Annotated in this window: 15 protein-coding genes; 3 read left to right on the top strand and 12 right to left on the bottom strand. The window is 49.0% G+C overall.

The genetic code is table 11. The features are described from left to right. Window positions 1–42: 42 nt before the first annotated feature. The 5 genes from I6E38_RS07515 to I6E38_RS07495 all read right to left on the bottom strand — a co-directional run bounded on the left by I6E38_RS07515 (window position 43) and on the right by I6E38_RS07495 (window position 5,733). The gene (locus tag I6E38_RS07515; RefSeq protein ID WP_235393386.1) at window positions 43–834 is read right to left on the bottom strand and encodes a prephenate dehydrogenase; all 792 of its coding nucleotides are present in this window, start codon (window positions 832–834) and stop codon (window positions 43–45) included. Between the two features lie 200 nt (window positions 835–1,034). Next, window positions 1,035–2,102: a bifunctional 3-deoxy-7-phosphoheptulonate synthase/chorismate mutase type II gene (locus I6E38_RS07510; protein ID WP_235393385.1), complete on the bottom strand. Its 1,068-nt coding sequence runs from the start codon at window positions 2,100–2,102 to the stop codon at window positions 1,035–1,037. 182 nt (window positions 2,103–2,284) lie between these two features. Further along, a complete protein-coding gene (locus I6E38_RS07505) occupies window positions 2,285–3,451 on the bottom strand; it encodes a pyridoxal phosphate-dependent aminotransferase (RefSeq protein ID WP_235393384.1) in 1,167 nt (388 codons plus the stop codon). Between the two features lie 175 nt (window positions 3,452–3,626). Next, the gene (locus tag I6E38_RS07500) at window positions 3,627–4,457 is read right to left on the bottom strand and encodes a prephenate dehydratase (RefSeq protein WP_235393383.1); all 831 of its coding nucleotides are present in this window, start codon (window positions 4,455–4,457) and stop codon (window positions 3,627–3,629) included. A gap of 403 nt (window positions 4,458–4,860) precedes the next feature. Next, window positions 4,861–5,733, bottom strand: coding sequence for a tetratricopeptide repeat protein (locus tag I6E38_RS07495; RefSeq protein ID WP_235393382.1), 873 nt, complete (start codon window positions 5,731–5,733; stop codon window positions 4,861–4,863). A 177-nt stretch (window positions 5,734–5,910) separates the two neighbouring features. Between I6E38_RS07495 and I6E38_RS07490 the strand changes: the two genes are divergently transcribed. Further along, window positions 5,911–6,744 carry a hypothetical protein gene (locus tag I6E38_RS07490; protein ID WP_235393381.1) on the top strand — a complete coding sequence of 278 codons (834 nt, stop codon included), beginning with the start codon at window positions 5,911–5,913 and terminating at the stop codon, window positions 6,742–6,744. Between the two features lie 27 nt (window positions 6,745–6,771). On the opposite strand, the gene I6E38_RS07485 is transcribed toward I6E38_RS07490, so the two are convergent. After that, window positions 6,772–8,673 carry a heavy metal translocating P-type ATPase gene (locus tag I6E38_RS07485; protein WP_235393380.1) on the bottom strand — a complete coding sequence of 634 codons (1,902 nt, stop codon included), beginning with the start codon at window positions 8,671–8,673 and terminating at the stop codon, window positions 6,772–6,774. A gap of 126 nt (window positions 8,674–8,799) precedes the next feature. Here I6E38_RS07485 and I6E38_RS07480 point away from each other — a divergent pair, with 126 nt between their 5' ends. After that, the gene (locus I6E38_RS07480) at window positions 8,800–13,014 is read left to right on the top strand and encodes an AAA domain-containing protein (protein ID WP_235393379.1); all 4,215 of its coding nucleotides are present in this window, start codon (window positions 8,800–8,802) and stop codon (window positions 13,012–13,014) included. Window positions 13,015–13,439: 425 nt separating this feature from the next. Here I6E38_RS07480 and I6E38_RS07475 read toward each other — a convergent pair whose 3' ends face one another. The 3 genes from I6E38_RS07475 to I6E38_RS07465 form a co-directional block, all read right to left on the bottom strand. Next, window positions 13,440–14,783: an MATE family efflux transporter gene (locus I6E38_RS07475; RefSeq protein WP_235393378.1), complete on the bottom strand. Its 1,344-nt coding sequence runs from the start codon at window positions 14,781–14,783 to the stop codon at window positions 13,440–13,442. A gap of 1 nt (window position 14,784) precedes the next feature. Next, window positions 14,785–15,492 carry an SIMPL domain-containing protein gene (locus I6E38_RS07470; RefSeq protein ID WP_235393377.1) on the bottom strand — a complete coding sequence of 236 codons (708 nt, stop codon included), beginning with the start codon at window positions 15,490–15,492 and terminating at the stop codon, window positions 14,785–14,787. Window positions 15,493–15,574: 82 nt separating this feature from the next. After that, a complete protein-coding gene (locus tag I6E38_RS07465; RefSeq protein WP_235393376.1) occupies window positions 15,575–16,654 on the bottom strand; it encodes a UDP-N-acetyl glucosamine 2-epimerase in 1,080 nt (359 codons plus the stop codon). Between the two features lie 333 nt (window positions 16,655–16,987). On the opposite strand from I6E38_RS07465, the gene I6E38_RS07460 reads away from it, so the two are divergent. Continuing rightward, the gene (locus I6E38_RS07460) at window positions 16,988–17,371 is read left to right on the top strand and encodes a desulfoferrodoxin (protein WP_235393375.1); all 384 of its coding nucleotides are present in this window, start codon (window positions 16,988–16,990) and stop codon (window positions 17,369–17,371) included. 113 nt (window positions 17,372–17,484) lie between these two features. Here the strand turns inward: I6E38_RS07460 and I6E38_RS07455 are convergent, their stop codons facing one another. From I6E38_RS07455 to I6E38_RS15445, 3 genes are all read right to left on the bottom strand, one after another. Continuing rightward, window positions 17,485–19,803 (bottom strand): glycoside hydrolase family 3 N-terminal domain-containing protein, encoded by a 2,319-nt coding sequence (locus I6E38_RS07455; RefSeq protein ID WP_235393374.1) that lies wholly within the window; start codon window positions 19,801–19,803, stop codon window positions 17,485–17,487. Between the two features lie 13 nt (window positions 19,804–19,816). Further along, a complete protein-coding gene (locus I6E38_RS07450) occupies window positions 19,817–20,815 on the bottom strand; it encodes a hypothetical protein (protein WP_235393373.1) in 999 nt (332 codons plus the stop codon). Window positions 20,816–20,877: 62 nt separating this feature from the next. Beyond that, window positions 20,878–22,344: a SusD/RagB family nutrient-binding outer membrane lipoprotein gene (locus tag I6E38_RS15445; protein WP_369681301.1), complete on the bottom strand. Its 1,467-nt coding sequence runs from the start codon at window positions 22,342–22,344 to the stop codon at window positions 20,878–20,880. Window positions 22,345–22,432: the final 88 nt, after the last annotated feature.

Here is a 22,432-nt window from a genome sequence, read left to right as displayed (position 1 = left end):
TATGATGAATACGCTTTCATAAATAAAAACGGACAAGCTTATTTATATATTCTCTATATCCTGCTTCACGTTGTTGCGAATCTTTGTAAGATAAGCCTTCATACGCTTGGCATCCTTATTGTCGATGATGTCAATCAGTTCGCCGAGTTCTTCGCGTATCTGTGCCACCTGTCCGCTGGTGTACGGGTTGAACAGAATTTCCTGAAGCAGATAGTCGTCCTCGTTGAGCACTCCTTTGGCTATGCGAAGATGGCGCTTGAATGTTGTGCCCGGCGCATCCTGATGCTTCATGACGGCAGAGAAGACGAAGGTGCTGACGAATGGTGTACTCAATGAGTATGCCACGGTCTTGTCGTGCTCCTCGAAGGTGTACTCGTAGATGTTGAGTCCCAATCGTGCGTAGAGGTCCTTAAAGAATATGCGACCCATATAGTCGCCCTCTGTAATGATGATGGCATTCTCCTCCGAGAGTTGTCCGAGGTTGGCGAATGTAGGACCGAACATCGGGTGAGTAGAGACGTATGGATGTCCCGACTGCTCGTAAAACTCCTTCAGATTGGTCTTGACAGACGATATGTCGCTGATGATGCAATCGTCGGGAAGCACTGGCATCACTTCCTTGAAGGCTGATATAGTGTATTTAAGTGTAACGGCATTGATGACGAGCTGCGGCTGAAACTCCTTTATCTCGTCGAGCGTGGTGAAACGCTGGCAGTTGTAAGTGAAGCGCATGCGCTTCGGATCTTTCTCGTATACAGCTGTCTCATGGTCGAAACTGAGAACGTCGAGAAAGAAGCTGCCCATCTTGCCGGCACCAAGAACAAGTATTTTCATTTTTGAGTTTTGAATTTTGAGTTTTGAATTTTGAATTGGTCGCCGTTGGCGATTTTGAGTTTTTGAATTCTGAGTTTTGAATTGCTCACCAATGACGACTTCTGAATTGAGAATTCATAACTCATAAATTCAAAATCGCAGGCGAAGCCGAGAATAATTCAAAATTCAAAACTCAAAATTCAAAATTCGCGAAGCGCTTTTTACTTTTGATTAATTATCTCCATCTGCTGTCTTACCGACTCCTCGTGTATGTGCTCGAAGATTTCCTTGACAAACTCCGAGTCCATACCACAGAGCGAGCCCTGTGCTCCACGCTTGTCGAGAATCTCGTTGTAGCGTACGGTCTGAAGAATAGTCATATTGTGCTCCTTCTTGTACTGGCCAATCTCGCGGCACACGCGCATACGCTTGGCAAGAAGTTCCATCAAGCTGTTGTCGAGTTCGTCAATCTGCTTACGCAATTCGTGAATGCCCTCAGTGGTGACAGTCTCCGAACGCACTACGAGCAGTCCGAGAATGTAGTCGAGCACATCGGGAGTAACCTGCTGCTTGGCGTCGCTCCATGCGTTGTCGGGCGAGCAATGGCTCTCTACCATAAGTCCGTCGAAGCCAAGGTCCATAGCCTGCTGGCAGAGCGGAGCAATCAGTTCACGTCGACCGCCAATATGGCTCGGGTCGCAGATGATAGGCAGGTCGGGAATGCGGCGGCGCAACTCGATTGGAATTTGCCACATAGGCAGGTTGCGGTAAATCTTCTTGTCGAAGCTTGAGAAACCACGATGGATGGCAGCCATACGCTTTACGCCAGCCTGATTGATACGCTCCATAGCACCAATCCACAGTTCAAGGTCGGGATTGACTGGGTTCTTCACGAACACCGGAACGTCAACACCCTTAAGGCTGTCGGCAAGTGCCTGCATGGCGAACGGGTTGGCAGATGTGCGCGCTCCTACCCACAATATGTCGATGCCATACTTCAGAGCCAGTTCCACGTGCTCAGGAGTTGCCACCTCAGTAGCTGTGAGCATGCCTGTCTCTTCCTTCACCTGCTTCATCCAAGGCAAAGCCATCTCGCCGTTGCCCTCGAAGCCACCCGGTTTGGTACGCGGTTTCCATATACCGGCACGGAACATCTTGCATCCAAGCTTCTTGAGCTGCTGTGCAGTTGTCATTACTTGCTCTTCGGTCTCAGCCGAACACGGTCCGGCAATTACGAATGGGCGTGGGTTGTCACTCGGTAAGTTTAATGGCTGTAATTCTAAATCCATAGTCGTAATCGTTTAGAAGCCCTACCCCCTTACCCCTCCCCCGTAGGGAGGGGAGTAGTATGTAAGGCTTATTTTGTTATTATTGTATTTCTTATTATCTTATTTCTTTATACTCTCTATTTTTTTATTAGCTGTGCACATCACTCCCCTCCCTACGGGGGAGGGGCTGGGGGTAGGGCTTTCTATTTCATTCCCTTCACTCTCTCCAGCGCCTCCTTGATTTTCTCGTCCTTGGCGCACAGACTGATTCGTATGTATCGCTGTCCGTTGCTTCCGAAGATAAATCCCGGAGTGATGAACACCCGTGCCTCGTGCAGCACACGCTCGGTAAGTTCCTCGCAATCCTTATACTTCTCTGGAATCTTTCCCCAAAGGAACATTCCCACCTGATTAGGATCGAACGTACATCCGAGTTCGGTCATTATCTGCTCGGCTATGTCGCGGCGGCGACGGTAGGTGGTGATGTTAGCCTCACGGTGCCATTCGGGCGAATTGGTGTTGTAAGCCTCGGCAGCTGCGAGCTGTATTCCACGGAATGTGCCCGAGTCGATGTTGCTCTTTATCTTCAATATCCATGATATGAAAGTGGGGTTTGATACGCACATTCCCACACGCCAACCCGGCATGTTATGGCTCTTCGACATCGAGTTGAACTCAATGCAGCAGTCCTTTGCACCTGGCACCTGCAGCAGCGACATCGGATTGTCGTTAAGGATGAACGAGTAGGGATTGTCATTGACCACCACGATGTTGTGCTTCTTGGCGAAGGCAACGAGCCGTTCGTAAGTTTCGCGACGAGCGTTGCCACCGGTAGGCATATTAGGATAGTTGGTCCACATCAGTCTGACACGCGAGAGGTCCATCTTCTCCAGTTCGTCAAAGTCGGGCTGCCATCCGTTGTCCTCACGCAGATTGTAGTTGACAATCTCGGCACCGAGAATCTTGCTCAACGACGTGTATGTAGGATAACCGGGATTGGGCACCAGCACCTGTTCGCCTGGATTGACAAAGGCCAGCGTCACATGCAGAATGCCTTCCTTCGAACCTATGAGCGGTTGCACCTCGGTCTTCGGGTCAACGTCGACACCATACCAGCGCTTGTAGAATCCCGCCATTGCCTCACGCAGCTCCGGCGTACCCATTGTGGGCTGATAGCCATGCGCCTCGGGCTTTGATGCCACCTCACATAGTTTGTCGATAGTCTGCTTCGACGGTGGCATGTCGGGCGATCCTATAGCGAGGGAGATGATGTCCTGTCCCTCAGCATTCAGTTTGGCAACCTCTTTGAGCTTGCGCGAGAAGTAATATTCTTGAACCAACGAAAGTCGGTCGGCGGGTTGTATTTTCATAATGTTGAGTGTTGAATGTTAAATGTTGAATTGGTTGCGGCAGAGCCGCAATGTGGAGTGTGGAGTGTGGAATGTGGAGTGTGGAATTTATTAATTCTTCATTGAATAATTCTTCATCGGCTTCGCCGACCATTCCTCATTCAACATTCCTCATTCATCATTCCTAATTGCGTGCTTAGCACGCTTCGTATTCTCCAAGTATCCTGAGCGATCGTGTCAGCGGAATTATTGCATCGATGCTCTGGCGATAGCGTGTCAGATTGTCGAACGTCAGGTCGACATAGAACAGATATTCCCATTCACAACCGATGACTGGCAACGACTGTATCTTCGTAAGGTTGATGCCATAGAACGAGAGAATTGTCAGCACCTTCGACAGCGAGCCTTCCTCGTGAGCCACATGAAATACGATGCTCGACTTGTTGGCCTTCTCAAGCGGTCGGAGGAAGTCGGCCTTGTTGGGATTGGCTACCACCAGAAACCTTGTGTAGTTATGCTTGTTGTCCTGTATCTGGTCTTGCAGCACCTTCAGTCCGTAGAGTTTTGCAGCCGAGGCGTTGCAGATAGCAGCCCATCCCTTGCACTTGTATTTGGCTATGTACTCTGCCGAACCCGCCGTGTCCTCTGCCTCAACCGCCTTTATGTCGGGATGATTGGCAAGGAAAGCGTTGCATTGTGCCAGCGCCACCGGATGAGAGTGCACCTCAGTAACCGTAGACCAGTCGTCGTCGGGCAGACAGCAGATGCAATGCTCGATGTGAAGCTTATGCTCGCCCACCACAGTAGCACCCGAATCGCGCAGCAACTGATAGTTGTGCAGCAAACTTCCTGCTATAGTATTCTCTATCGCCGTCATGCCTATCACGGTAGGGTCGCGTCGCATATTCTCGTACACCTGCTCGAAGGTGGCACAGCAAATCAGCTGTATCTGCTCGCCTTTGAAGTACTGATGGGCGGCGATGTCGTGAAAAGAGCCGTGGAAGCCCTGTATAGCTATTCTCTTCATTGTATTAAATTAAAAAACCCCGCTTTCACGTTTATGTGAAGCGGGGTTCGTATATTGTTTATTATTTATACACTCTAACCTAAGTCTAAATTTGCACACGACTTACCGCTTCACAATTTCTTGTAAAGTAAAAGTAAAATCGATAAATGTATGCAAATACGTTATTCATAACTTGGTTCTATTTTTGTTTTGTGCAAATGTAAAACAAATATTTGTTTCGTACAAATTTTTAGCGATAAAATGTCAATAAAAATGCTCTTTTCCTTACAAATCCACAAAAAGTGGAACATTATATAAGATTACACCTTATTATTATATAGTTGACAAGAGACAAGCAGCCAAGCATACCGCTCCCCTCCCTACGGGGGAGGGACCGGGGGTGGGGCTTTCTGGGGCTTTTGCTTTACTCGTTATTAAAAACCTTATACGGGTCCATTTGCTGCATTTTCTTCTTTATATTCTGCTCAATGCCTTCGTTAGGCTGCGGGGGCTCCTGCTGCATCTCATTGGCAGCAGCCTCGTCGGCATTGGCACCTTCATCGTCGCCCAACGCCTTGCGCACCTCGCTACGTTCTCTGTAAGCATCGATAGAGAACGGATTGGCGTCAATCACCTTGCCATACGCCTTTTCAGCCTCATCCATATGTCCCATGGCCTTCTCCACACGCGCCTTGAGCATCAGCACATCCTCATTGCCCTCAATGCGAGCACACAAGGCATCGGCATCCTCGGCAGCTTCTTCCACATCGCCACTCTCCAGAAGCAATTCACCACGCAGCAATCGTGCAGCATCAAAGTCAGCGTTCAGCAGCAACGCTTTGCTCAGCATAACCACGGCATTGGTCAAGTCGCCATGTCCGCAGCACGCTCTGGCATAGAAGAAATACACCTGTACGTTGTTGCCATCGAGCATCAAAGCCTTCTCGCACACATCAGCCATAGCCGTATAGTTCTCCATCATATACGCCACATCAGCCATGCGCAACAAAACTGCTATATTATCAGGACACTCTTCAGCCATCTTCTGCAACTGTTCGTAAGCCTGCGACAGATTGTCGGTGGCAATAAAAGCCTGCGACAGATAGTCGCGACACTCCAAATCAGCACCATTCATATCAATGGCCTTCAACAGACACTGGATGGCATAGTCGAACTGGCGTTCGCGCAAAGCTCGCACACCGTCATACTTCAGCACGTTGAAATCACGTGTCACGTCCTTCTTTACCTCTTCTGTCGGCTTACTCTTGCTGCCGAATAAAGCTTTGAATATATTCATTGTTGTTTAGCGTATGTTATAATTAGGTTTACGTTATGTGCCTTCAAAGGTAGCACTTATCACGGATAACTCTCAATAATATTAAGGAAAATATCGTTAAAGTGTATGAAAACACCAATATTTTACACGCTTTATACGTAAATTTGTGGCAAACAAAGAATAAAGCAACACTTAGCAATGACAATATCACGCACCATAAAAATCAACAGAGTGCTTGCCATCGTGGCGCTCTTCTTGGCTATGGCATCAACATCTGTAGCTCAGGAAGTCAACACGGGCAGCACTACCCCATCCGCCAAGTTTGACGACTCTGCCTTGCAGCGCATCATGCCCACACGCTATGGCGGACACTCGCGCCAATGGCGTGAAGCTGAGGCAGCCGAACAGTCAGCCCCTATCACCAACGATATTCATCAAGACTCGCTACACCTGCCGCGCATCAACCGCTACGGTCAGCCCGAAGCCATAGCACGCTATCCTATGTACTTCAGCGGATGGAATAGTTGGGCTCTTCATCGTGGACTCAACGTGCAGCTCGGAGCCTCAGTGTTTGCACAGTTTGGCAAAGGTGCCCATCACGGTGCCGGATTTCAGCAGGACATAGCATTGATGTACGCCATGCCTGTCAACGACAAGTTGTCGATAGCCGTGGGCGGTTATCTCAACAATGTCAACTTTGCTGGCGACAACTGGCGTGACGCAGGAGTGCAGGCCGTAATGGGCTATCGATTCAACGAGCATTGGGAGGCTTACGTCTACGGACAGAAAACAATAACCAACAACATTTCCAACCGTCTGCGTTTCAGTCCCTACGGCGGCTACTACGGATACGGTCCCGCAGGCTACGGAACATTAGGAGGCTTCAGCCGCAACTTCTACGGAATGCCTTCATATTCGCCTTACGACATCTGCAACTTCGGCGACCGCATCGGTGCAACCGTTCGCTACAACTTCAACAACAATATGAGCATTGAAGTGTCGGTTGAGAACCGTTGGATACCAAGCAGATAAACAACGGTTACTACTGTCTCATTCATTCTATTTCTTGTACTTCAACCTTAGACTATTCATCACAACACTTACGCTCGACATTGCCATAAGTGCACTTGCCCACATTGGCGTTATCTGGAAATCAACGCCGAAGACATGCGGCAATCCGGCAGCCAAGGGGATGCAGACAATGTTGTAGACGAACGCCCAAAACAGATTCTGTCGTATCATGCCTACCGTATGGTGCGACAACTGACAGGCATCGGCTATGCGACGCAGGTCGTCGCCCATAAGCGTCACTTGCGCAACGTCCATTGCCACATCGGTGCCACGGCCCATAGCAATGCTGACATCGGCAAGGGCAAGAGCCTGCGAGTCGTTGATGCCGTCGCCAACCATTGCCACACGACGACCTTCGTCTTGCAGACGACGCACAATGTTCTCCTTATCCTGCGGCAGACACTGGCTCTGCCAATGGGCTATTCCAGCCTTCTTAGCCCAATAAGCGGCAGCCTCCTCCTTGTCGCCACTCATCATCCATACCTCTATGCCACGTGCCTTAAGCATGGCTATTGCCTCGGCAGCATGGGGCTTCAGCTGCTCGCGATTCTCAAGAGGAATGTCGGCTGCCGAACGGAAATCGACATTGCTATTGGGAATTGTAAGCGTTCCGGTCTTGTCTATGACGAGTGCATCGACACGACAGAGCTGCTCAACGGCTGTAGCATCCTTAACCAAAATGCCCTTTTGAGCCGCCTTGCCTATGCCAACCATCAAGGCAGTAGGCGTAGCGAGTCCCATGGCACACGGACAGGCTATGACCAATACCGACACGGCAGACAGAACGGCTTGGGGCAGTACTGCCGCTCCGCCTATGGCAAGCCACAGCACGAAGGTAAGCATCGAAACGCCAAGCACACAAGGCACAAAGACAAGGGCTGCACGGTCGACAAAACGCTGCACGGGAGCCTTCGAGCCTTGCGCCTCCTGTACCATACGTATTATTCCTGCAAGCACCGTCTGCTGGCCTACCTGCTCGGCACGGAAACGCAGAGTGCCTTCGCTTACTATCGTGCCAGCCAAAAGACGACAGCCCGACTGCTTTAGCACGGGCACCGGTTCGCCCGTTATCATCGATTCGTCGACATAACCCTCACCTGTGCTTACTGTTCCGTCGACGGGTATCTTCTCTCCCGGTCGCACCTCGACAATGTCGCGTGTGGCAACAGTAGAAAGCGGCACATCGTGTACTTCGTCATCTACAACCACGTGTGCCAGCTTGGGCACGAGTCCCATGAGCAAACGTATGGCAGAAGCTGTTGACCGCTTGGCACGTTGTTCAAGACAGCGGCCTGTGAGCACGAAGGTGACAATCATCACCGACGCATCATAATAGGTGTGCCACGTTATGCCACGCGAGCCCCAAAACTGTTCGCCCCAAAAAGTATTAAATACGCTGAAGCCGAACGAGATGAGGGTAGACAGCGCCACAAGCGTGTCCATATTGGCCGAACGATATACGAACTGACGCCAAGCATTGGCGTAGAACTGGCGTCCGCAATACACCATATTTAATAAGGCAATGATGAGAAGCACCTGGTTGGCAGCATCGTTCGAGCCTACACTCACCCACCCCATCGACACCGACATGGTGAGCAGCGCCAACAGCCACGACAGTATCATACGTCGCTTCAGATGTCGGTAGGCATTGCGTTCCAGCGCGTCTACACGTGTATCATCGTCGATAATAAGCAGATAGCCGGCACCGTCAATGACGCGTTTCATATCTGCGGGCGTTACCACACGCTCGTCGTATTCTACCATTGCCGTGCGTCCCGGCAGCGACACCGACACACTCTTTATTCCGTCCATAGCCTTAAGCTTGCGCTCTACATTGGCGCTGCATCCGGCACATGCCATTCCCATTACGGGTAATATCTTCTTTTCCATAGGTGCAAAGTTACTGCTTTTTATTATATAAGGTGTTACAGATTTAAGGAGAAAGATTATAAGATTTGGAAAAACAGACTTATGGATTTTGACTTGTCTTAGGTTTGCACTACCTTTGCAAACGGAATGGAACATAACAACAATAACGAAAACATAGCATATACCGCCGACTGCGCCATGTCGTTTTACGACCAATTGGAGGACGTGTGCACAGCCGACTTCACCATACGCGAGAAATACGCCATACTGCGCGACATATTCAAACGCGTGGTAAACCAAGGCATTGCCCACAACAGCATCAACTTTATCGGCATGTTTGCCAAGCTCGACTATCTGACGAAGCAACACGACATACCTACCGAAACGGCCATGCTGATACACGACACGCGCAAGGAGCTGAACGCTATGCACAGCATGAGCAACGAAGAACTGGAGCAGTCGCTGGCATACAACATCAAGTCGACAGCCCTGCTGGTGAGCTATGTGTGTGGCGTTACGGCTATACCGCAGTCGCTCAACAGGCTGCTGCCCAAGAAGGACCGCAAGGGACGTTGGAGCAAATTCGACATAAACCTGCTGCGCTGCATCGTACGATCGTGGGACGACGACTACATTTACGCCACAGAAGAACAGAACGCTTCGGAACTTAAGATCTGCTATGGAAACCAAAACCGTTATCTGACGCTGGGAGGGAAGGGCGACTGGACTTATCTGAAACAAATTCTGTCGGTTGACACACAGCTCAACCTCGTGCGCATCCGCATGGAAGAGGATGTATGCATGCCCGAACTCATCATTTACGAACCCGACTATCTGATAGACATCACGACAATTGCGTCGTGCTTTGAAACATACGCCGAGTCGCCATACGTGAACATGGTGAACCGACTGAAACCGCAAGCCAACACGGTGCACATCCATCTCGGTAATCTTGCTGGACGTTTCCTGGACGACACGGTACACAACCGTAACGTACCGTTCGGCGAGGGCGTTATGGAATTCTTCAAGACCAACACCATAAGCCTGACATCGTGCGACGACATGAACGACCAGGCTACGGTGCAGAAGTTCTACCAGGACGCACGCCAACAGAAACAGAACATACAGAAACTCATAGGCAACGACCTGCCCAAGGAGGTGGACGAGTACGACCCGAAGGCGGTGGTACTGGAGCCTACCTTCTTCAGCGACGTACTCGGCATTCAGGGCCGTCTCGACTTGCTTCACCAAAAGGACGGTCGCACGACGATAATAGAGCAGAAGTCGGGCAAGGGCGAATTTGTGCCTTATACATCTCCCGAATACAACCCCAACCGACCTGTACCACAAGAGAAGCATCTTGTACAGTTGTCGCTCTACCGTGCGCTGTTCAACTACGAGTTCAAGAAACACTCCGACCAGCTGCGCCACTTTATGCTGCTCTATTCAAAATATGCCGAGGGACTGGTGTCGATTGCCAATCTTCCGGAACTGACGCTGCGCGCAATACGTATGCGCAATCTGCTCACGTGGACAGATCTGACACCAGGCAATATGGGCATAAGCATACTGCGCAATCTGACAGCCGACAAACTCAACCGCAAGGGAGTGACCGGACGGCTGTGGGATGAATGGACACGACCCGAACTGGAAAACATACTGCGCCCAATACATGAGGCTACAGAACTGGAACGGACATACTACTTCCGATTCCTAAAATTCGTGGAACGCGAACATCTGCTTGCCAAGGTGGGCAACAAGACCAAGGACGACAGCGGATTTGCAGCCATCTGGCTCGACACTCTTGAGGACAAGCGGGCGGCAGGCAATATATATGAGGAAATGACGATTGAGGAGTTCGGACTCTCTGCCGACGGTATGGTGGAGAGTCTGAAGCTGAAGTTTGACATGGAACAGACTGCCGACACGTCCAACTTCCGCAAGGGCGACATCGTAATAGTCTATCCATACCGAGAGGGCAACGTACCCAACGCCTGCGCCCAAATGGTGAACCGCGCTTCGATAAAGGAGATTACGACAAAGGGCGTTGAGGTGGTGCTGCGCAATTCGCAGACCGACAAGCAGGTGTTTGATGCGCCCGAAGACACTCGTTGGGCTATAGAGCACGACATGTTCGAATCGTCGGCACGCGCTCTGTACAGCGGTCTGCACAGTTTTCTGTCGACAAACAAGGAGCGCCGCGACTTGATACTGAGCCAACGCACGCCTACCGTAGACGAACACACACACATGCGTGGCGAATACGGAAGGTTTAACACTCTGGTGGAAAGAGCCAAGCAGTCGCGCGACATATTCCTGGTTATCGGTCCTCCGGGAACTGGAAAGACTTCGTTCGGACTACTCAACATACTGAAGGAGGAACTCACCGACGAGCATTCGAACATAGTGTTGCTGTCGTACACCAACCGCGCGGTGGACGAGATGTGCTCGAAACTGGTGGAGAGCAACATCGACTTCATACGCATCGGTTCGGAGCTGAACTGCGACGAGGCTTTCCACGACCACCTGCTCAGCCACAGAGTGGAGCTATGCCGAACGGGCAAAGAGGTGAAGGAGGTGGTAGACGGAATGAGGGTGTTCTGTGCTACAACGGCAGCATTGAACGCCAACATCCACCTTTTTAAGATAAAGCACTTCGACCTGGCTATTATCGACGAGTCGTCGCAGATTTTGGAGCCACATCTGATTGGTCTGCTCAGCGCCAAGTCGGGAGGCAGAAACGCCATAGAACGCTTCGTGCTGATAGGCGACCACAAGCAGTTGCCTGCCGTTGTGCAACAGACGCAAGAGGAGTCAAAGGTTGACGAACCCTTGCTGCACGACATCAATCTCACAGATTGCCGACGGTCGCTATTCGAACGGTTGCTGACGCAATTCAAGACCGATGAGGGATACGACCCTCGCTACGTCTACATGCTCACACGCCAGGGACGTATGCACCAGACTATAGCCGAGTTTGCCAACTATGCCTTCTACGGCAACCGCCTTGAAGTGGTGCCGCTGCAACATCAGACGTTACCATATAGTCCGTCGAATTCTACCAACGGAATAGCACAACTGCTGAGTATGCGACGTGTGGCGTTTGTATCGGCTCCAAAGCCAAGGACTTCGGCTTCGGTGAAGACCAATCAGGTGGAAGCGGAAATGATTGCTGCCACGGTAGTCGAGATTTACAGACAGACCAAGGAATGGTTTGACGAGAACCAGACCGTAGGAGTAATCGTGCCCTACCGCAACCAGATTGCTACTGTGCGCAGCGCCATCGACCAGCATGGCATCGACGTACTGCACAACATAACTATCGACACGGTGGAGAGATACCAGGGCAGTCAGCGCGACTACATAATCTACGGATTCACTGTGCAGCAATACAATCAGCTCAACTTCCTCACCAATAACGTGTTCGTGGAAGACGGAATGGTGATTGACCGCAAACTGAATGTAGCCATGACACGTGCCCGACTGCAACTGCTCATGGTGGGCAATACCGACATTCTGATGGAGAACTTCACATTCTACAAACTGTTGATGTATCTGAAGGAGAAGGACTGCTTCTTCGACATTCCACCTACCGAGTATTGCAAAGGCGAATTCAAGGTAGAAGAGCTTAAGGAAACAACGGCAAGCAACGGACTGCTGCAACTGGGCGAGGATTTCGAAAAGACAATCATCAACTACGGCAGACTGGAGTTTGACACTCCTCAGACTGCATACAACCGACAGGCAGACAAGGCTGTAATAGTTTCTGCCAAAGACCAAGTACGTATGTATTGCCAATACTACATGCCACAATACTTGAAGGAAGCCGAGTGCGTGTGGCGCAAAAAGCATCAGAGCATAATGAAGATGGCTGAGAGTTGTGGCAAGCAAGTCGTAATGATAGACATAGGTTGCGGTCCGGCTACTTACGGCATTGCCTTCGCCCAGCGCTTTGCAGCAGAAATGAATAAGATAGAATATGTAGGTGTGGACACGTCGGAAGAAATGCTACGTATGGGCGAACGGCTGTTTGACGAGCGTAGGCTTTGCGAGCATGAGCATAACGAAAAGTATTGGGCTAACGTTGAGCAACGATTTACGAGCAGCCTCGACGAGGCTGTAGAAAGTCTGATGCTCGATGATGAAGCAGACAAGAAAAGTCCGCCGTCGCGGCTCGTTGTGTTCAATATTGCCCATCTGTTTGCCTGCATCGACGGAAACATGGCTGAAACGCTGGCAATGAAAATCAACGGCATCATACAACGCTATCCGCAGAACAAGTACACTGTGATAGTTACAGAAAACGAATTCGACCGCCGGATGAGGTCTTACAGGGTGTTTGCAAGATGCGTTAAGAATTAGGAAAAAAATCCCCAAAGAGGGCGAGTGCTTGCGGGGTGTGGATTACTCGTTCTCTTTGGGAAATGTTCTAAAGATGATTTGTACATAGTCAATCAATCATTGCGACTTGATTAATTATACCAAATGGATGAATCTATACGATCCACACGAAACTGACGATCGTCTTCTTCGTTGTAGATATTGTCGAGTTCAAATGATTCAAAATCATACACTCTCTTTGTTGTTCTCATAATGCCATCCTCCCATTCTGGCCTATGTCTCATTGTCGGCCATTTTAGATTAATACTGGAGATGTGAGACTTCACCCTTTTTTAGTTTTTAAGATATTGCAAATATAGCGATTATTTTTGACATTTGCAAGTTTTCCAATCTGAATACTTACGATTTTAAACTTATTTTACCATAATTGCAACGTTATTCAATTTTTATGTCATCTCACGAAATGCACTACGCACTATTGGAATAGCAATGATAAACGTGACAACATCGCACACCGCCTGACACATGGCAATGCCCATAAGTCCGAAGAGATGGGGCAGAATAAGGATAAAGGGAATAAATACAAGACCTCTGCGAGCCGACGAAAGCACATTGGCACGTAGGGGACGACGCGTGGTCTGAAGCATCATGTTGCCTGCCATAATGTAAGCGTTGAGCGGATAGACAGCAAGATGCCAACGCAGAGCCGTACTGCCAACAGCTATTACGATAGCGTCGTCACGAAAAACAGCTATGGTCTGTTCGGCAAAGCAAAAAAATACTGCCGAAAAGAACAACAGAAAGATGAAGCCCACACGCACAGTAAACCAAAAGCCATGGCGCAAACGGTTGTATAGGGCAGCTCCATAACAATAACCACAGAATGGTTGGAATCCCTGTCCGAGACCTACAATGACTGCCATGACAAACATTGTGACACGACTTACAATAGACATGGCAGCAACAGCAGCATCGCCATAACCGGCTGCTGCAACATTAAGAAGAACAACGGAAATGCTTGCCAATCCCTGTCGCGACAACGAAGGCGAACCGCCATATACTATCTCACGCACATAATGCCAATGCAGAGAGAAGAATCGTGGACGAAGACGCACTCCGGCAGTAGCACGAAAATGGCACATTGCAAGCAATACAGCAACACTAACTATCTGTCCGATGACGGTGGCAATAGCAGCGCCACGCAGCTGAAGACCACAGCCGAATATCAAGATGGGGTCGAGAACCACATTGAGCAAGGCTCCGCTGATAATGCCCCACATTGCATAACGGGCATTGCCCTGCATGCGCAACTGGCTGTTGAGTGTGAATGAGGCTATCTGAAAAGGAGCGCCAAGCAATATGATAGCCATATATTGCTCGGTGAAAGGAAGACTGGTAGGGGTGCTGCCAAGCACCAATGAAAGGGGACGCAGAAACAACAGCGCGACAACGGCAATCACAATGCCTGTCAGCAAAGCATAAACCAATCCAGTAGTGGCCATCGACGAGGCATTGTCGGTGCGACGTGCTCCAAGTTCGCGCGACATATAGGCACCACTGCCATGTCCGAAGAAAGATCCTATGGCTTGAATAAGCGACATCAAAGGAAAGACGATACCTACTGCGGCAGTCGACTGTGTGTTGAGCTGACCGACGAAGTAGGTATCGACTATGACATAAAAACATGTCACAAGCATAGAGACAATTGTAGGCACTGCCATCGTGAGGATGACACGTGATACGGGTGCCTGGGTGAGAAATTCGTAATTGTCTCTATGTCGTGGTTGCATACTAATCCTTCAACGAATAGACTATTGTAGTTACTACTCTTACTTTCTTGATATATGGAGTGTTCTGGTCGCGGTCCTCAATAGAAAACTGTCCCTGGTCGGCCGATACAATCTTGTTGAGATTGCTCTTAGAGTTCTTGGCAAACTGCTCGGCTGTCTTCTCAGCATTAGCTATTGCCTCCTCCATCATCTTAGGCTTCATGTCGCGGAACGAGACAAACTCGTACTTGACGGGATTGTCCCAACCGCCGTCAACAATTGCCACACCCTCCTTAAGCAATTCGCCCTGACGTGCAATAATAGAACGCACAAGCTTCACATTGCGCGATGTAACGGTGATGACCGACGTAATATTGTAACGATAGGTGCGACGGTTGTCGCTGTATTGGTCGGCAGTCTGGTCGATAACCTTCGGGGCGTTAACGCTTATTTCCTCAGCCTTGATGCCGTTGGCAATAAGGAAATGCTTGATTTTCGACTGGGTGTTGCCAAGACGCGTATAAAGCTCGGGCAACTCATTACCTATCTCCTTCGACACAATAGGCCACGTCACCTTATCGGCGTCAACCTCCTTCTCAGCCAATCCCTTCACAGCAACTTTGCGGTCTTTATTGGCAAAATTGTCAATACCGCCCTTGATACAGAAACCAAGGACTACAATGCTCAATGCTATCAACGCAGAGCATAAAATGGATCTGTTGTTGTTCATAAGCAAATATTTTAAAAAGCATACTCAAATCATACCACTCCCCTCCCTACGGGGGAGGGGCTGGGGGTAGGGCTTGTGCCTTCTACTCCACCAACGTCTGCACGATTCGCTCAGCCGAACGTCCGTCCCATCGTTCTGGAATGCCGCAATGCTTCCATTCTCCATTTACCATACGAGTCATTTCCTCGCCAAGCAGTACAGGGTCTTCGCCTACAAGCACATTAGAGCCTGTCTTTACTGTCTCTATATGCTCGGTGTAGCTATTGAGCGTGATGCAAGGCACGGTATTGAACGTTGCCTCTTCAGCCACGTTGCCCGAATCGGTAACAATGCCGAGAGCATTGGCTGTGAGATAGCCGAACTCCAGATAGCCGAGCGGATTAACGATGTGCAGTCCGTTAAAGAGCAGAGGATTTTCATTGACAATCTTCTGTACAGCTTCGGCAGCCAACTTGCGTAGCGGTGCCACAACCGGAATGTCGCCAGCATGCGACATCATGCTTAGCAATAGCGAGCGCAACTCATCGGTTTGGACAATAAGAGCCTTACGGTTTAGGGTGAAAACGATATAGTTGTTCTCGGTCAACTGCAATTCGTCCATAACGGCAGGACGAACAAAGCGTTGATGATTAAAGCGCAATGTGTCCATCAGTATGTTGCCCACCTGATAGATCTTAGATGATTCTGCTCCCTCACGAGTAGCGGCGCTGCTGCCACCTATACCTGCTGTAAATAGAAGGTCAGACAGTCCATCTATCACGAGTCGGTTTATCTCCTTAGGCATGTTGATATCGAACGAGCGTGTGCCAGCCACAAGATGAGCCAAACGTATGCCCTGCTTCTTGGTTACAATAGCCGCAGCCATTGTAGACGCAAGGTCGTCTACTACAATTACAGTATCTGTCTTATTCTCTTGCAAATAGCGCTCGAATGCCGACATCACCTGTCCTGTAAGCTCATTAAGATTCTCGCAGTCTACGCCAAGATAGACATCAGGGCGCGACATCTGCAAATCGTCAAACAATGATGCCTCAAGTGTAGGATCGTCTTCACGTCCTGCATACACAAGGCTGTGGTCTACTCCAGCTGCATCCATTGCACGAAGAATGGGAGCCACCTTTATAAAGTTGGGACGTGCACCAACAAAAATACAAATGTTCATAATAGTATAAAAATTATTTTTTGCCATTTCAGATTTTTCACTTATCTTAGTGTTGCAAAACAAACAAGAGAATCTGACGATAGACATAGCAAAGATAGAAATAAAACTTGAGAAACACACTCCTTTTGGAGAAATATTTTCGGGTTATGGAGCAATTTGACGCCACATTGTCATCTGTAATCGACTCAACCCTCGGTCTAAGGTGTAGATTTAACTTTATTTTGGAATAAAAAAAGGCTCTAAAGTTTGTGTAACTCGCAGAAAATGAGTATATTTACATTCATCAAAGAATAAAGACATCATTTAATTTTCTAAATTTTCGGAGGAACGATTATGACTAAGACAAGAGAAATCTACCGTTGCACGGTTTGTGGCAACGTGGTAGAGGTAGTGAATCCTGGAGCCATGCTCAGTTGCTGCGGTCAGCCCATGAAACTGATGAAGGAGAACACCACGGATGCGGCAAAGGAGAAGCATGTGCCCGTTATAGAACCTATCGAGGGCGGCTATCGTGTAAAGGTGGGAAGCATAGAGCATCCGATGCTCCCAGAGCATTATATCCAATGGATAGAGTTGCTCACTCCTACCGATGTACTTCGCCATGAGCTAAAGCCAGGCGAGAAGCCAGAGGTAATCTTCCTAACAGATGCCAAAGAGGTATCGGCTCGCGAGTATTGCAACCTGCATGGGTTGTGGAAAGGAGATGCCAACACATAAGCTTTGAATAAGGCATAAATGGCTTAGACAAGACTACAAATATCATCAAAAGGAGTGCACCACAAAATGGGTACACTCCTTTATAAACTCACTTTACTATTTACATGATTGGGTTATCGGTTAGCCGATTGCCACTGATAAGTTTTATCACAATGGATATCGGCACTCTGGTCGGCAATCATCAGTTTGAAATCGCCTTCCTCCAATACCCACTTGCCATCATAACCTACGAAAGCAAGATCATCGGCATTCAAATTGAAGGTTACAGTCTTTGTTTCGCCCGGCTGAAGCTCTATTTTATCGAAAGCACGGAGGCGTCGGCCATCAGGAACCATGCTGGCAATAAGGTCGCTGCTGAACAGAAGAACGCTCTCTTTGCCCGCAACCTTGCCCGTATTCTTCACATCCACGCTCACCTTGATGATGTCGCCGTGGCGGAAGTCAGACTGAGAAACCTTCAGGTTGCTATATTGATAAGAGGTGTAACTCAAACCATGTCCGAAGCCCCACTGCTGAGTAATCTTCGCATTGTAGTCATAAGCACCCTCCATTGTACCAACTTCCTCGCTCTTCTTGAAATCGTAGTTAGCAAGAGAATTGATTTCCTTCGGATAAGTATAAGGCATCTTGCCGCTGAAGTTTGATTTGCCGGAAACCAGATTAGCCAAAGCATCGCCACCCATGTTGCCAGGGATAAGGATGTCGATGATGCCCTGTGCCAATGGTTCGATGTCGGCGATGAGACGAGGGCGACCTTCATTCAATACCAAGATGACAGGCTTGCCGGTCTTGGCGAGTTCCTTCACAAGATTGCGCTGGTTCTCAGAAAGCCAGAGGTCGGTCAGGTTGCCCGGAGTCTCTGTGTAAGAGTTCTCACCGATGCAGGCAACGATGACATCAACATTCTTTGCTGCATCAACTGCGCCCTGAATCTGAGGTTCGTTCTCTTCCCAGTATTTTCCAGTCTCATTATAGGTAACGCCCTGATTAAGAATCACATTCTCCTTGCCATACTGATTGCAGAAAGCCTCATAGATGGTGTTGTACTTGCCGGCAAACTCATCGGTACGATGGCCCTGCCAAGTATAGCTCCATCCACCGTCCAGGCAGCGCATCTGATTGGCATTAGGACCCGTGAGGAGAATCTTCTTGCCATGCTGCAAAGGAAGGATACTATCCTCGTTCTTCAGGAGCACCATACTCTCGGTAGCTCCCTCTAATACGAGCTTTGCAAGCTCCTCGCCACCAAACTTAGGATAATTCTTCAGTTTCTGGGTTGGGTTCTTGAAAAGGTCGAGACGGTACTTCATGCGAAGCACACGACGGCAGGCATCATCGATGCGACTCATCGGAATTTTGCCTTCTTTCACCAATTCGATAAGGTAGCCACAAGCATCGCAAGAATAAGGTTCCATAATCATGTCGATACCGGCATTGATGGCAATACGTAGTGCATCTTTCTTATCCTTAGCTATCATCTCGCGAGTATAGAGATTGTTGATGTCTGCCCAGTCGGTTACCAACACACCATCCCATCCAGTCTCTTCCTTCAGCCATCCTGTCAGGATTTCCTTGTTGGCATGCATCGGCAAACCGTTGACGGAAGCGGAATTCACCATCACGGTCAAGGCTCCAGCCTGCAGACCCGCCAGGAAAGGAGCGAAGTGCTTCTCTCGCAAGTCGGCAGGAGAGATATAGGCTGGCGTACGGTCTTTGCCAGTCCAAGGCACGCCATAGCCCATGAAGTGCTTCATTGAAGTGGCGATGTGATACTGGTCGATGTTGTTCGGGTCCTCGCCCTGGAAACCATAGACCATCGCCTTGCCCATCTCTGAACTGAGATAACAATCCTCACCAAAGTTTTCCCAAATACGAGGCCAACGGGCATCACGACCGAGGTCAACGGTAGGACTGTAAGTCCAAGGCACGCTCACGGCACGAGTCTCATAAGCAGTAGCCTCAGCCGAACGGCGAGCAATCTCACGATTGAAGGTGGCAGCCACATTGATGTTCTGCGGGAAGAGGGTTCCGTCTTGTGTATAAGTAGAACCGTGGTTCTGATCAAGACCGAAGACACAAGGGATGCCGATGCGCTTCATCGAAATCTTCTGAATCTGAGAGATATACTTCTCCCACTGCTTGGCGGTTGGCGCACAAGTGTTAGGAGCGTTGAGGATAGAGCCAATCTTATAGCGAGAAAGGATAGAATCGGTCTTGTGCTCGTCGATATAGAACACACCGTTCTTGTCGTTGGCACCAAAGAGGTCGGTCACCAATTCCATCATCTGACCTATCTTTTCCTCCAAGGTGAGTTTCTTCAGGGTTTGTTCTACCTGAGCCTCTATCTTAGGGTCGCTCTTGATGACCGGAACATTAGCACTGGCTGTATAAGCCAATGCCAACATTGAAATAGATAATAATAATTTCTTCATAAATTCTAATATTTTATTCGATCGTTACTTTCTTTACGGTATAACCATCACCCACGAGGAGGAAACCATTCTGCTCTGTCAAGAGTTGGATAGACAAGTCGGTCAGTTCAAACTCCCATTTAGCAGGTCCATCCACCATGATGTCGCCACGGTCCGGTTCGCCCTTACCGGTAAGGATGTTGTTCCACCAAGAAGTGGCAGCAGTACCCTGGCCCTTTCCATCTACATAGACACGGAGGATGGTGCCAGCCTTCACCTTTGAGAGGAAGGTGTCCTTCAAGGCATCGAATGGTGTACCCCATGTCACGGCAAACTCACCTTCCCAGAGGGTATTCTCCATAGATGGACGAGCCTCGGTGGTTACCTTGATGGTACCGCAAGGGAACTGGTTGCCCTCACCATCTACCAAAGTGATATCATAGTCACCATTCTCCAAACCTGTAGGAGCTGTGAGCTTCAAGGCTGTGCCCTCTTCGAGAACCTCGAAGGCTACTTCCTTGCCACCTACCATTACTTTAGCAACTGTACCGAGATTCTTGCAATTATGGATAGTGGTCTCAGCACCTGGAGCTACCCAAAGTTCTAAAGCATTGGTACCCAAGGCTGGGTCATCAGCGGCAGGAGTCACGGTAACGTTCAAGGTGCGGGATGTGCTCTTGCCCTTGGTGGTGGTTGCCACAATCTTCAGTTCATGATTACCTATAGGCAAAGTCTGGTCGATGGTGGTACCTTCGGCAATCTGAGTGCCGTCGAGCAACCATGTCACTGTGGTGTAGTGAACCGGAGTGACTTTAATTTCCAAGTTCAATTTGGTCTTGCGATCCAACTTCTGGTCAGCCAAGTCGGTGTTCAAGATACGAGGATTGTCATCTTCTGATACGGTGAAGAAAGGATCGTCGTCAGAGGAACAAGAAGACAGTGTAGCAGAGCCTGCGAGCGCAAAGCTCATAGCGAAAAGCATCATCATTGCCTTCAAGACATTACCTTTATATTGGTTCATTATCTTTTTCATCTTGATAATTATTAATAGTTATGGCGTTAGCCAATTCTTAATTGTTCATTCTAAATTCTTAATTACTTAATGTATCCTTTACCATTAGCTGGAGCGAATTCTGGCTGAAGGTTGACGTTAGCCTTATCCCACCAAAGCTTCTTGTGCCAATCATCAGTACCACCCATACGCTCGATGGCAGCCTTATAGTTGACGCTGTTATACTGACCTTCCAACTCTGGATAACGCAAGCGAGTAGGCATAGCCATGTTAGAATCGGTATAAGTGAAACCATTGGTAAAGATGCCTAATCGGCTTCTGTCCAGGATAGCAGGATAGTCGGAGCGACGCAAGTTAGCCCAACCCTCTGATGGGTTCATCATGTGGAGAATCCATGCCTGGGTGTTGATGGTCGCCTTAGGATTGTCACCCAATTTGTTGTTGGCAATGAACTCATTGATCTCATCCTCAGAAATCTTGTTGGACGTGAGATAATAGTTGTTAAGCATCTCCATAGAAGCACGAACACCTTCCTCATAGAGAGTCTCAGCGTCACCACTTACATTCCAACCCTTGGTCTTAGCCTCGGCCATGAGGAATTTCACCTCGGCAGAGGTAATAAGAATACCAGGGCAAGAAGGCATCTCAAAGTCGATGTTCAAGCATGGACGCATCGTACGTGCAAGACAATCTGAGTTGTCATAATTGTTAGCATCCTGCTCAGCCAACTTAGCGAGAGTAGGAAATTCTGATACCTTAGGCACGTTCATCCAGTCGCTATACCAAGCAGCACCAGGATTACAAGGCTCCTCACCAATACCTTGACGCTGGAAGTAAGCCAACACCTCATCGGTCAAGTCGATGTTCTGCTCCTTGTCTGGCTTCACCTGACTACGCTTGATGTTGTAATAGTGGCGACAGATGCGATAGAGACGAGGGTCGTCAGTATTCTGCATCTGATAGAACAAGGTAGAGCATACGAATGTAGGAGATATAGCATCCTGACCATAGAGTATCTCTCCCAAGGCATTGGTACGGAAATCATAGTCGTTGGCTCCATCATAATAGGTAAATGGAGAATCAGCATACTTGATATAAGCATCATCGGCTGCACTGGCGATAGCACCAGCAGCCACAGCCTTCTCAAACTCCTCCTTTGCCTTCTGTGGATTAACATCGGAAATGCGCATGGCATAGCGCATACGGAGAGAGTTGGCATACTTCTTCCATTTAGCCACATCGCCACCAAGACTGGTTACATCGCCAGAAATGCGGTCGGTACCTGTGCCAAGCTGCTTCTCGCAAGCGTCAAGTTCCTCAAAGAACCAGCTGTAGAGTTCCTCTACGGTATCATATTTAGGGGTGGAGATACCTGAGATATAACCCAGACCAGCCTCCGAACAAGGCACGTCACCGTAGATATCTGCCAAGACTGCCGTGAGATAGACACGATGGATGCGAAGAGCGGCATTCAGATTAGCCTTGTCCTCAGAATTGTGGATGGCATCCACAAGGTTCTTGATGGAAATCTCATAATAACGGTCCCAAATAAGACGGGCAATATCGGCTCACCCGTAAAACCCTGTGTTTACCCAAAGATCATTGATAGTCTGTAGAGGAAGAAGTCGATATCAACAA

Source organism: Leyella stercorea (assembly GCF_021531355.1).
In the GTDB taxonomy this organism is placed as follows: domain Bacteria; phylum Bacteroidota; class Bacteroidia; order Bacteroidales; family Bacteroidaceae; genus Prevotella.
Note: the sequence above shows the minus strand (reverse complement) of the source record. Positions and strands in the feature narration are given on the sequence as shown.